The following is a 12,011-nucleotide window of genomic DNA, read 5'->3' as shown; positions in this document are numbered from 1 at the left end:
TTCATCGATCGAGTCCGTGAGACGGGAGACCCGCTTCTGAGCATGTATGGTCGATCCTGGGTTCGCGGCCGTCTAGGTACCGTACAGGCGATTTTCCGTGAACTGCGTCAGGGGGGACGAGGGTGGATCCTGCTCGGCGTCGCCGGGGGATGGCTCCTCTCGATGGGGGTTCGAATTATCTTTCCAGCGATGCTACCGCTGTTCCGAGAGGCGTTCGACCTCACGCTGACGACGGCGGGTCTCCTGATTTCCGTCCTCTGGTACGCCTATGCGCTCGGCCAGTTCCCAGGCGGCGTTCTGGGAGATCGGCTCGGCGCCCGAATCGTCCTGACCGCGAGTACGCTCGTCTCGACTGTAACGATTTTCCTCGTTGCGCTCGCGTGGGACTATCGGATCCTCTTCGCCGCGACGGCGCTGTTCGGCTTCGCGACCGCGCTGTACGGCACGACCCGGTTTACGGTCCTCACGGACGTCTACTCGAAGCGAGACGGTACGGCCGTCTCGCTCACGATGGCGGCCGGAGACGTCGGTAACACGCTGCTGCCGCCGCTGGCCGTTGGGATCGCATCGTGGTTCTCTTGGCGGGCCGGGATGGGATTCACCGCGCCGCTGTTTCTCTGTATGGGGTTGTTCCTCTGGTACGCGATTCCATCAGGATCGCTTCGTGCATCCGACGGAGACGGTACCAGCGCCAGCGACGGTGGAGACGCAGCCACCGCCGATGGATCCAACCCGTCGCTCCGGTACGTCCTCTCGAGCATCCTCCTCGGGCCGGTCCTGATCGCCACTGCCATCCAGTTCCTTGGTTTCTTCGCGTGGCAAGGGTTCACGTCGTTCTTCGTCACCTACCTCATCGAGACGAAGGGGTTCTCCGCCGGAGCCGCCTCGACGTTGTTCGGCTTCTTCTTCTTCTTGGGACTAATCGTCCGTCCGCTGTCGGGCCTCAGCCACGACACGCTCGGACCGCGTCGGACGCTGATGGGCATCCTCACGCTGATAACGATCGGACTCTGTGCGCTTTCGTTTGTCGAGGGGTTCATTCCGCTTGTCGTGCTCACGGTGCTGTTGAGCAGTCTCCTCGGATTCACGCCGACGACTCAGACGTTCATCGCGAACGCGCTCCCGACCGAGATAAAAGGATCCGGGCTCGGACTCCTGCGTACCGGCCACCTGCTGTTCGGGGCGACGAGCGCGACCGTCGTCGGGTTCGTCGCCGATATCGGCTACTTCGACCGAGCGTTTCTGTTACTCGCGGGGGCGACCGGTGTCGCAGCTGTGCTCAGTCTGTTCCTCCCGAAGCTCGACTAATTGAGGACGAGCTGAGCCGGCCCGAGCGCGTCGTACTCGTCCTTGTTGAGGGTGATGTCGACCGCGGTCTCGAACTCCTCGAGGCCGTCGAGTTCGTGGGTGACGTAGTCCTCGATCGGGACCTCGCCGTCTGCAACGAGGTCGGCGGCTAGTTGCCCCGTGTCTGTGCCGGGTTGGATCGAAACGAGGCCCTTCCGCGGATTGACCCAGCGAATCGACTTCGATCGCAGGTACCGCGGCGACAGGTCGACCTCGCCCTCGATGTGACTCACCTGTACCACCGTGCCGCCGCGTCGTACCACCTCGAACGCCTGTGCGATCGGATCACCGCCCTCGGTGGCGTGGCTCTGGTCACCGCCGACTGCCTCGAAGACGATATCGGCACCGATCCCGTCGGTGGCCTTGTCGACGGCCTCGACGACGTCAGTCTCCGTCGCATCGATCGCCTCAGCGCCGTTTTGCTCGGCGAGCTCCAGTGGTCGGTCGCGGACGTCGACGGCATACACCGTTTCAGCACCGAACCGGTTGGCCAGAAGCGCGCACTGATACCCCATGACTCCGGCGCCGATGACAACGACGGTATCGCCCGGCTCCACGTCTGCGTCGAGCGTACAGAGCACCGAGCTGGCCATCGGCTGCAACGCGGCGCCCTCCGCGTCCGAAACGGAATCGGGGAGCGTACAGAGCGGCTCGACGGGCATCCGCACGTACTCCGCGAGCGCTCCGGGGCGGTCGAACCCGAGACTGATGATGTCGTCGCAGAGGTGCTGGTGGTTCGACCGGCAGTAGGTACACTCACCGCAGTAAGGTTTGCCGGGCGCGTAGACCCGATCGCTCTCCGCGTAGGCGTCGACGCCCTCGCCGACTGCCATGATTCGGCCGCAGAACTCGTGGCCGAACAACTGTGCACCGTCGTTGCTCTCGCGAATGCGACGAGCGACCTCGTCATGATGAGCGATCTCGGTGCCGCGGTACAGCATGCACTCTGTGACGCTGAGCTGGACACGCGACACCTCGATGAGAACCTCGCCCGGACCAGGCGCGGGCGTTTCAACTTCCTTCACTTCTGACGATTCGAAGTCAGTACAGACTACTGCTCGCATGACAACCGTACATCTCACACGAGCTACTAAACCCTTGTTGCATCTTCTCGTGGGGGCCCGTGACAAAGTATAAATCGACGATCTCGATGTCCGTGTCTCCATCCCTGATTTGAGTTGACATACCACTTCAGTGTGTCAGAGAAAGAATAATAAGTTTCAGCCTGAGCGCACCGACGTTCAGCGCGGCTCCAGCAGGACACGTGGCGTCTCGAGTGCCATCGTCTCGATCTCGTCTTCGCTCAGCCCGGCATTGACGAGCCGGTCGGCAAACTCCAGCAGTCCCTCCGGTGGCGAAGGGTTCGACGGCTGACCGTAGTCCGTCGAGAGGACGCAGCGGTCAGCGCCGACTGCGTCGACGGTCGTGGCCATCGTCTCGACGTCGACATCGCCTTTCGTCGCCGGAAGGTAACACTTCTCGAGGTACGCGCCGCGCTCGGCGAAGGCAACTTGATCCTCGCGGGAGAGGTCCATAAAGGCCGATTCGGGGTGTGTGATGAGATAGGGCACTTCGGCGCCCATCGCCTCGAGTTCGTCGAGGATGACGTATGTCTCGTCAGGGCCGAGGTGGCCGTTCCCGAGCACGACGTCACGATCGGCGTCGGCGACCGTCTCGAGCACAGCGCGAGCGTCGGCGCGGAGTGCACCATCGTCGGTGAGCGCGGTAAGGTCCTGCCCTTCGAAGGGGAAGTGTCGTCCCGGGGTGTAGTTGGCCGCGCTGAAGGTCGGCAGCCAGACGACGGAGACGCCCATCTCGATCGCCAATTTGACTGCACTGGGATTGAAGCCGCCGACAAACGTGTTCAACGCGATCGATGAGTAGATGTCGACGTCGGGAACTTGTTCAGCGGCCATCCGCGCCATCGGCGCGGTGTTCCAGAAGTGGCTCTTCAGTACGAACCCGCCGAGGTGGGACTCAGCGACCCGCCGCGCGAGCTCGACCGTCCCGTGCTTTCGCTCCCAGAGTGACGGGGCTGCGTGAACGTGGAAATCGATCGCATCATCCGGCAGCATCGGTCAGACCTCCTCGTCGATGCCGACGGTAATCGACCGCGTCTCGCCGAACGAGTGCAACGCCATCGAGTGCTTTCCCGCGCCGCCGGCGACAACGACGGTGACGTCTTCCGGCGTCTCGACGAGCGGGATCCTCGCGTCGTCGTTCTCCACCTCGAACCGGTGGTGCCATGTGTAGTTGTCGGTGATGCCGGCCGTCCGGAGCGTCTCGAGCTCGTTTCGGGCGTTGTCGTAGAGGAACCACTGAACGTCCTCACGGCTCCAGTCGTTGCGGGCAATGGTATCGGCGTGCTCGGGACCCAACACGATGCAAATCTCGCCGTGCGTGTGGTGGGAGTTGTTGTTTCCGACGGTCGCGAACACGTCCGCCGCGATCGTCAGTAGCTCTGCCGGCTTTTCGTTGACGTGGTCATTGATCTCGTGGGGCGCTTCGACGCCCATGACCGTCACGGCGCTCTCGTCCTCGTCAAACCCGCGCTGGACGTGGAGCGGATTCCACGGATTCTTCTTTTCGTTCTCGGCGATACAGAAGCTGTACTTTCCGGGATGGCCGTGCGTGGCGCGGTCCATATCCCCTGGCGTCCCACCGCCGAGGTTGACGAGGAGCAGACGGACGGTACGTCCGATGGTCGCGTTCGCCCGGTAGCCCTGTCCGAAGACGTTGTAGCCGTAGTTGAGGTTGATCTCTTCGACGATTGGTCCGTTGACGACGAGCATCGGCGCGACCGGGTGCGTCGTCGCATTGACACCGTAGAGGTTGAATTCCTCCTCGGTCATCGCCTCGACCGCCGCGATCAGAACAGGCATGTACGCCGGTTCGCAGCCGGCCATTACGGCGTTGATGGCGATCTTCTCGACCGTTGCGACCCCGTACTTCGGCGGGATCGTTCCCAACTCCTCGTCCGGCTCCCGCGAGGTCCCTTCAAGCATCCGTTCGACACGCTCGGCCGTCGGCGGGACGACCGGGAGCCCGTCGGTCATCTCCCGTCGGTAGAGGTAGTCGTTTACGTCCTCGAAGTCGTCGTCGATCGAAATCGTCTCTGAGTCGAACGTCATAGGTCGATCGGGCAGTAGAGGCTCTCGTCGCTCAGTTCCTCGTCGGCAGCCAAATAGCGCTCCGCGTACTCGTCCTCGAGCTCGTCGCGGTCGGTGGTGAGAACGGCGACGATCTCCTCGAGCGCATTCTCGGCCCGATCGAGGACCTTCGGCTCCTCGAGGTCGCCCATCGGGTGCGAGACCATGACTAGCGGCAGGCCCGGCATGCTGAGCGACTGGGCCTCCGACTGGCCGAGCTTGATGAATTCGTCGCTGTTGATCGTTGCGACCGGTGTTCCCTTCTTTTCGAGGTCGATGCTGTCGTAGACGCACCACGACGTGCACGAGCCGCAGTCGCCGTAGGCATTGACCACGGCGTCGCACTGCGAAACCAGTTGGTCGGCGATCGCGTCGGCGGGGATCGGACTCTTGTCCTTCCGTCGGTAGACGACCTCATCGACGCCGTACTCGGATTTGAGCCGCTCGCCGACGGCTTCGAGGAAGATATCTGCGTTGCTCTTCGAGTTGTCGAGCAGTCCGACGGTCGCCCCCTCGAGCGAGTCGAGCCGTTCCGCGATCGGCGTCGCGTCATAGTTCACTTCCCCTCGGGGGTCGAGGATTTCAATACTCACTCCGTCGTCTGTACGTGTGCTATTGGCGCACATATACAGCTATTCCACAACCATGGAGTAAATAAGTTGCCCCGAGCCGGCCGCTACGGCTGCCGTTGGTGGCCGCGAATCCCGATCGAGATCTCGACACTTCGCTGCTGCCGCCTCGATCATGAGAACGGTAGCTCGTTTCGAGGTGAACGATTATGTCGATCGAAACGAGCTATTAGCTATGGCGTCACAGGTACAGGGTCCGCTGTTCGCGGATACGTTCAGTACACCGGCTATGCGGGAGATCTTCGGCACCGAAAGCTACATTGACCGATTCGTCCGGGTCGAGGCGGCGCTCGCACGGGCGGAAGCGTCGGTCGGCATGATCCCCGAGGAGGTCGCGGAAACGCTCACCGACCGTGCGTCGGTTGAACACGTCGACATGGATGTCGTCAAACACTACCTCGACGAGCGAGGCCACCTCGCGATGTCGATTATCAGCGGCTGGCAGGCAATGATCGGCGATGAGGGCGAGTACGTTCACTGGGGCGCAACCAGCCAGGACGTCATGGACACGACGACCGTCCTGCAGGTGCGAGACGGACTCGACGAATTGCTCGAGCGGCTCCGGGCGATCGAGTTCCACCTCGCCGACCACGTCGATACCCACGCCGACACCCCGATGATTGGACGGACGCACTACGTCCACGCGGTACCGACGACGTTCGGCCTGAAGGCGGCGAGCTGGCTGGACGAACTCCGCCGGCAGGTCGATTACCTCGAGTCGATCCAGGAATCGATCACCGTCTGTCAGTTCGGCGGCGCGGTCGGGACGTACGCGACGTTCGGTTCGGATGGCCTCGAGATCGCCGACGCGTTTGCGGACGAACTCGGACTCGAGGTTCCGACGGTCGGCTGGCACGCCGCGAGGGATCGGATCGCGCGAGTGGTCACCGCGCTTGCGTCGGTCGCGAGCACACTCTCGCGAATCGCGAGGCAGGTCCTCGTCTTGAATCGGCCGGAGATACGCGAACTCCGGAACCCGGTTCCCGAGGGTGAAGTCGGCAGCAGCACGATGCCCCACAAGCGTAACCCGAAGCGTGCAGAGAAGACCGCGATGGCCGCGCAGCTCCTCCGGAGCGAGGCCCGATCGATGCTCGAACTGATGGCCACCCTCGACGAGCGCTCGGCGTCGACCTGGTACGGCGAGTTTGCGGTCGTTCCGACGGCCTTCGGCTACGCCGATCGCTGCGCGGAGAGCGCGCGCCAGCTCGTCGAAGGGCTGACGGTCGACGCGGACCGGATGTGCGAGAACCTCTCGATCCACGGCGCCTTCGTGACCTCGGAGAACGTGATGATGGCCCTTGCAGACTACGTCGGGCGGGGGACGGCCCACGAGATCGTCTACGAGAACGCGATGGCGGCCGACTCGGACGACGAGTTCGTCGATCGGCTGCTCGAAGACGATCGGGTCACGGACGCCCTCACGCCCGAGGAGGTCGCGTCGTTAACCGACCCGACGCGGTACACCGGGCTTGCGGCGCAGCTTGCCGAGCGCGTCGTCGAGGAGCATCCGCGGGTCTGAGCGTCTGATTTGAACTCCTCGCTCGGCGCGAACTGAACATCGAGGAGAACGCATTCATACATGTTCATTGTTAGCCCGGGCATGAGCGATAGATTCCTAGGTGGTCTCGAGAGCCGTCACGTGTCTAAAAACCTCGATATGAGGGCCTGTGCTTCGTGACGCTACAGGTGAACGTTCCGGAGGTGGTCCTCGAACGGTACGGTGAATATATCGATGTCGTGAAACTGCTCGATGCCGCCAGTTGGGCCCCGGACGACGTGATCAGAGACGACATCCGGGTTCAGATCGGCAGCGCTCCCGGCGAGGTCGCACGCATGCAGGGGAAGACGACGAATTTCTCGACCGCCTTGAGGAGGCCAGTATCGATGTCGTGGAGTACGAAACGCACGTCGATCGCCCGTCCGTGGACGGGATGCGATCGGAGGTCGAGACGCTCCGAAAACACGGATTTGACGTCACCGGTGAGGTCGGTGCCAAGTGGTTCACGAGGATGAGACTCGGTATTCGCTCGACCGCGCCAAGATCGAGGTGACGATCGAGCAGTTCGAACGGTTCCTCGACGCCGGATGCGAGATGATCTACTGGGAGGGGATGGTCGTTCGGAACCTCATCGGCCGCGACCTCGCGTATCGGGAGGGACAGAAGGCATTGCTAGAGGTCTCAGAGGCCGTCGGCCCGGAGAACATCGTCTTCGAGATCTGGAGTCCGACGATGAATTCACTCGAGTACGCGAAGTTCTGGTCCTGGCTGGTCTACCAATTCGGTCCGTCAGTCAACGTCGGGAACATCCCGCCGCGGCGTGTCCCTCGACTCCAAAGCATTCGACGCGGAACGACGTTCGACATGAACCACGCCTACATCCGCTGGCTCCGGGAGGGGAAACCGACCGACGAGTGGTGGCGAATGGAGGTTCCACACTACCATGTCGGCCTGGAACGGGACTGACTCCATCCGTGTTCGGAAACCGGCCGGTGTCGGAACGCTGTTCTCCAGCGACGCGATCGGTTCGCCCGTCTGTCTCCGGACCCTCGAGAAACAAACTTATATTACATCCCGTTGCCCTTGTTATCCGTACGTATGTCTCAAGGACCGTTACGTAGTCTTCGCGTCGTTGACTTCACGACGATGATAAGCGGTGGCTTCGCTGCCTCGACGCTGGCCGACTTCGGCGCCGACGTCATCACTGTTGAACACCCGACGAAGACGGACCCGATCCGCGAGTGGAAGCCGATCAAGGACGGTGAGTCGATGTGGTGGAAGTCGCTGGGTCGCAACCAGCGCTGTGTCACGCTTGATCTGTCGTCAGACGAGGGTCAGGCGATGGCGCTCGAACTGGTCGAGGACGCCGATATCGTCCTGGAGAACTTCCGTTCGGGAACCATGGAACGGTGGAACCTCGGTTACGAGGAACTGAAAGCAGTTAACGAGGGTATTGTCATGGTGCGCATCACTGGCTACGGCCAGACCGGCCCGAAATCCGATAAGCCGGGATTCGGATCCGTTGCCGAGGGTATCTCCGGGTGGGCCCACAGTAACGGCTTCCCGGACAGCGATCCCCTGCTCCCGCCGATTCCGCTCGCCGACCTCACGGCGGGACAGTACGCCGCCCAGTCAGCGGTGTACGCGGTGTTCGACCGTGAGATGACAGAGGGGAACGAGGGACAGGTCGTCGACGTGAGCCTGTACGAACCCCTGTTTCGTCTGTTCATCGGCAAGGTCGAGGCCTACGATACGATGGACTACGTTTCCGAGCGCACGGGCAACCGATCGGAGAACTCCGCGCCCCGAAACATGTACGAGACCGCGGACGGCTACATCGCGCTCTCCGCGTCGTCACAGCGGATCTTCGAGAACGTGATGGCGGCGATCGGTCGTGAGGACCTCATCGACGATCCGCGTTTCGAGACGAACGCTGACCGCCTGGATAACGTCGAGGAACTCGACGCGATCATTGAGGACTGGACTAGCGAGCGGCCGACCGACGGGGTCATCGAGGTGATGGAGGCCTCCGATGCCATCGTCGGACCGATCTACGACATGGCCGATATCTTTGAGGACGCACACTACCAAGCGCGGGACAATATCGTCTCCGTCGATGACCCGGACCTCGGTGAGGTGAAGACCCACGGCATTGTGCCGAAGTACTCCGAGACGCCGGGCGAAGTGTCCCACCTCGGCCCGTCCCCGGGCGAACATAACGAGGAGGTGTACCTCGAGGAGGTGGGGATCGACGAGGAGGAGTACGAGCGGCTCTCCGAGGGGGGAGTGATCTAGATGGACGACCTTCCCGAGGATGTCCGGATCGTCGAGATGTTGCCGCGTGACGGATTTCAGAGTTTGGATGAGTTCGTTCCGACGGAGACGAAGGTCGAACTGATCAATCGGCTTTCCGAGACGGGCGTCGACGAGATCGAGTTCACGTCGTTCACCCACCCCGACGCCGTGCCGAATCTCCGTGACGCCGCGGAGGTCGCCGAGCGAATTGATCGCCGGTCGGACGTCAGTTACCGGGCGCTCGTCCCCAACTCTATTGGCATGGAGCGGGCCCTCGAGGCCGGCGTAGACAAGGTCAATGCGCTCCTCGCAGTGAGCGAAACCTACTGCGAGAAGAACCAGAACGCGACCCGCGAGGAGTGCATCGCGGAGATCGAGCGGATCGTCGACCTCGCGGACGGGACCGACGTCGCGGTCGAGGCGGGGATGGCGACCAGCTTCTACTGTCCCTACGAGGGGCGCGTCCCACTGGAACAGACTCTCTCCGTGGTCGACGCGATGGTCGAAGCGGGCGTCGACGAAGTCACGCTTGCGACCACGATGGGACTCGCTGATCCCGCACAGGTCTCAGAGAGTCTCTCAGCCGTCCGGGAGCGTTGGCCCGACCTCGACTGTGGCCTCCACCTCCACGACACCAATGGCATGAGCCTCGCGAACACGCTCGTCGCGATGCAACATGGCGTCGACCGGTTCGACACGTCGGTCTGCGGAGTCGGCGGTGGTGTCGTCCTCCCCGACGAACTCGAAGGCGTCGGGAACACACCGACGGAGGACCTGCTTCACATGCTCTCGCGGATGGGGATCAGCTCCGAGGAACTGTTCCGATCCGTCTCGACGGTTGCCGACGACGTTGCTAACGAACTCGATGTCGGACAGAACAGCCACGTTGTCCGGGGCGGTACCGCCGAATACGTCCTCGACGTAATGGGTTCGGACGACTGACGCGTCGCAGGTACGGTTACGCCATCTCGACCTCGTACCGAGAGCCAGGTCACCGCCTCACTCCCACTGCCACTCAGGCTCTCGATCCTCTCGGAACGCCTGTTGTCCCTCTTCGTGATCGCGCGTCTCTCGGAGCGCACGAGACGCCCGGTGTTCGTACTGGATCGCCGTCTCCAGATCGGTACCGAGTCCCGTATCGATAACGTCCTTCGCGGCGCGGATCGCGAGCGGCGCGCCGGTCGTGATCCGATCGACGAACTCTCGGACGAACGAATCGATTTCCGCGCGGGGGTGAACGTAATCGACGAACCCGTCGCTCTCCGCCCGTTCGGCGGAGACGCGCTCACCCGCCATCACCAGTTCCTTGGCGCGACTCGAGCCGACCTGCGAGACGAGCCGCTGGACGCCACCGTTGGCTGGAAGGATCCCGAGCCGCGACTCGGGAAAGCCCAGTTCGCTCTCCGGCGTTGCGAGGCGAAAGTCGCAGGCCATCGCGAACTCGAGGCCGGCGCCCAGACAGTAGCCATCGATCTCGGCGACGACCGGCATCGGGAGATTCGGGGGGAGAACGAGTTCATCTCGGAACTCCTTCACGCTGGGCTGAGGAGCATCGCCGTCGGCGTTGACGTCGGCACCAACGCTGAACGCCTGCTTGCCGGTGCCCTCGACGACAACCGCGCGGACGTTCGGTTCGGACTCGTCCCGATCGAGCGAGCGGATCTCCTCGAGACAGTCAACCAGCTCCCCTCTGAGCGTCGGCGAGAATGCATTTAGCGACTCGGGTCTGTCGAGCGTTACTGTCGCGATGCCGTCCTCTAGCTTGCTCTCGATGGTGTCGTACTGCATGATCACGGGTCAGACCTTGTCGGGAGCGCACATAAATCCGGCCCGCCCTCGCCGATCTGATCGAACTTGATGCCGTTCCTAGTGGATCACGGAACGTACATGGCGACCGCAGCGGTTCAGTCAGACTGAATCCGCCTTGGAGGGAGGCTGCCCCATCGGTGGGCGCTATTCCCCTTTGCCTGATGGGAGTCGCCTGAGTATCATCCTACCGAGAACGACTCCCGATGAATAATCGGTATCTATTCCATCAGAGTCATAAGGTTTAATATGCTACATTGGATATCAATCCGTGTATGCCAAGTTTTGACAGGCGCCACTTCGTGAAGTGTGTGGGTGCAGCAACTACAGTCGGTCTCGCCGGCTGTATCGGGGGCGACAACAGGGACGGCGAGTTTCCGAGTGACAACATTCGTCACATCATTCCATACGGTGAGGGAGGCGGTTCCGACACGTACGCGCGAGGCATCTTGCCGCAAGTGGGGGAAGAGCTCGGTGTCGACGTGCAACTCGAAAACATTCCCGGCGCCGAATCGATTCAGGGTATCACAGAAGCGTATCACGCCGAGCCAGACGGCTACACGCACGTCGGCCACACGCTGCCGACGGCCGGCATCGCATGGCTGCTCAACCAGACCAACGACGACCTCTCTCAGCTGAAGGGAATCTGTCAATACGGACAGACGCCGTACGTCATCTTCGCGAACCCTGACGAGGAGATCGAGGGGATGGAAGACCTCGCGGATAGGTACGCGGATGGCGATCTCACGCAGTTCGGCGGGTCGCTTGGCGCCGCGAACCACGTCGCCATGATCCAACTCCGCGAAGAGGGCGATGTCCCCTGGGAGGACTGGATCGTCTACGACGGTTCCGGCCCGACCGTGCAGGCAGCCGCGTCCGGTGAGATTCCCGTGGGCACCGCGACTGACTCCTCGGCCGCCGGTGCCGTCGAGGAGGGGAACATCGACATCGTTGGGGTGTTGACCTCCAACGGATCCAGCGTCTTCCCGGACACGCCGACCACCGAGGACGCCGGCTGGACGAACGTCGACGAGTTCGGAGCAATCATGCGAACCGCCTCTTGCGCACCGGACACGCCCGATGATCGTGTTCAGACGCTCGCCGACGCCTACGAGGCGGCCGTCAATTCCGACGAGGTCCAGCAGTGGTCCGAAGAGACGGGCAACGAAGTGCTGTTCAACGGTCCCGACGAGACCAACGCGGCCATCGAGTCAGCATTTAGCCTCGACGAGCAGATCGACCTCGACCAACTACAATAGATCGCGTTCGACGGCATGGTCGTTCGAT

At 62.5% G+C, this 12,011-nt stretch carries 12 protein-coding genes; 6 read left to right on the top strand and 6 right to left on the bottom strand.

The genetic code is table 11. The features are described from left to right. Nucleotides 1-42 precede the first annotated feature (42 nt). Nucleotides 43-1,308 (top strand): MFS transporter, encoded by a 1,266-nt coding sequence (locus ACJYUO_RS21255; RefSeq protein WP_494347318.1) that lies wholly within the window; start codon nt 43-45, stop codon nt 1,306-1,308. Here the strand turns inward: ACJYUO_RS21255 and ACJYUO_RS21250 are convergent. From ACJYUO_RS21250 to ACJYUO_RS21235, 4 genes are all read right to left on the bottom strand, one after another. Beyond that, nucleotides 1,305-2,411: a zinc-dependent alcohol dehydrogenase gene (locus ACJYUO_RS21250; RefSeq protein ID WP_494347317.1), complete on the bottom strand. Its 1,107-nt coding sequence runs from the start codon at nt 2,409-2,411 to the stop codon at nt 1,305-1,307. The genes ACJYUO_RS21255 and ACJYUO_RS21250 overlap by 4 nt on opposite strands. A 177-nt stretch (nt 2,412-2,588) precedes the next feature. Continuing rightward, nucleotides 2,589-3,422 (bottom strand): DUF6282 family protein, encoded by an 834-nt coding sequence (locus ACJYUO_RS21245; RefSeq protein WP_494347316.1) that lies wholly within the window; start codon nt 3,420-3,422, stop codon nt 2,589-2,591. 3 nt (nt 3,423-3,425) lie between these two features. After that, nucleotides 3,426-4,478 (bottom strand): hypothetical protein, encoded by a 1,053-nt coding sequence (locus ACJYUO_RS21240; protein ID WP_494347315.1) that lies wholly within the window; start codon nt 4,476-4,478, stop codon nt 3,426-3,428. Next, complete coding sequence (locus ACJYUO_RS21235) at nt 4,475-5,122, bottom strand: UGSC family (seleno)protein (protein ID WP_494347314.1); 648 nt, start codon at nt 5,120-5,122, stop codon at nt 4,475-4,477. The genes ACJYUO_RS21240 and ACJYUO_RS21235 overlap by 4 nt, the downstream gene beginning before the upstream one ends. A gap of 178 nt (nt 5,123-5,300) precedes the next feature. Here ACJYUO_RS21235 and ACJYUO_RS21230 point away from each other — a divergent pair, with 178 nt between their 5' ends. Further along, nucleotides 5,301-6,644 carry a class-II fumarase/aspartase family protein gene (locus tag ACJYUO_RS21230; protein WP_494347313.1) on the top strand — a complete coding sequence of 448 codons (1,344 nt, stop codon included), beginning with the start codon at nt 5,301-5,303 and terminating at the stop codon, nt 6,642-6,644. Nucleotides 6,645-6,924: 280 nt separating this feature from the next. Here ACJYUO_RS21230 and ACJYUO_RS21225 read toward each other — a convergent pair whose 3' ends face one another. Next, complete coding sequence (locus tag ACJYUO_RS21225) at nt 6,925-7,089, bottom strand: hypothetical protein (RefSeq protein WP_494347312.1); 165 nt, start codon at nt 7,087-7,089, stop codon at nt 6,925-6,927. 32 nt (nt 7,090-7,121) lie between these two features. Here ACJYUO_RS21225 and ACJYUO_RS21220 point away from each other — a divergent pair, with 32 nt between their 5' ends. The 3 genes from ACJYUO_RS21220 (at nt 7,122) to ACJYUO_RS21210 (ending at nt 9,860) form a co-directional block, all read left to right on the top strand. After that, the gene (locus tag ACJYUO_RS21220; RefSeq protein ID WP_494347311.1) at nt 7,122-7,589 is read left to right on the top strand and encodes a phosphosulfolactate synthase; all 468 of its coding nucleotides are present in this window, start codon (nt 7,122-7,124) and stop codon (nt 7,587-7,589) included. A gap of 132 nt (nt 7,590-7,721) precedes the next feature. After that, on the top strand, nt 7,722-8,918 hold the full coding sequence (locus ACJYUO_RS21215) for a CaiB/BaiF CoA transferase family protein (protein WP_494347310.1): 1,197 nt from the start codon (nt 7,722-7,724) through the stop codon (nt 8,916-8,918). After that, the gene (locus ACJYUO_RS21210) at nt 8,919-9,860 is read left to right on the top strand and encodes a hydroxymethylglutaryl-CoA lyase (protein WP_494347309.1); all 942 of its coding nucleotides are present in this window, start codon (nt 8,919-8,921) and stop codon (nt 9,858-9,860) included. Between the two features lie 57 nt (nt 9,861-9,917). Here the strand turns inward: ACJYUO_RS21210 and ACJYUO_RS21205 are convergent, their stop codons facing one another. Continuing rightward, nucleotides 9,918-10,706 (bottom strand): enoyl-CoA hydratase/isomerase family protein, encoded by a 789-nt coding sequence (locus ACJYUO_RS21205; RefSeq protein ID WP_494347308.1) that lies wholly within the window; start codon nt 10,704-10,706, stop codon nt 9,918-9,920. 476 nt (nt 10,707-11,182) lie between these two features. On the opposite strand from ACJYUO_RS21205, the gene ACJYUO_RS21200 reads away from it, so the two are divergent. Next, nucleotides 11,183-11,983 (top strand): Bug family tripartite tricarboxylate transporter substrate binding protein, encoded by an 801-nt coding sequence (locus ACJYUO_RS21200; protein WP_494347307.1) that lies wholly within the window; start codon nt 11,183-11,185, stop codon nt 11,981-11,983. The last annotated feature ends 28 nt before the right edge of the window (nt 11,984-12,011 follow it).

It is taken from the genome of Natrinema sp. CRL1, assembly GCF_059162405.1.
Note: the sequence above shows the minus strand (reverse complement) of the source record. Positions and strands in the feature narration are given on the sequence as shown.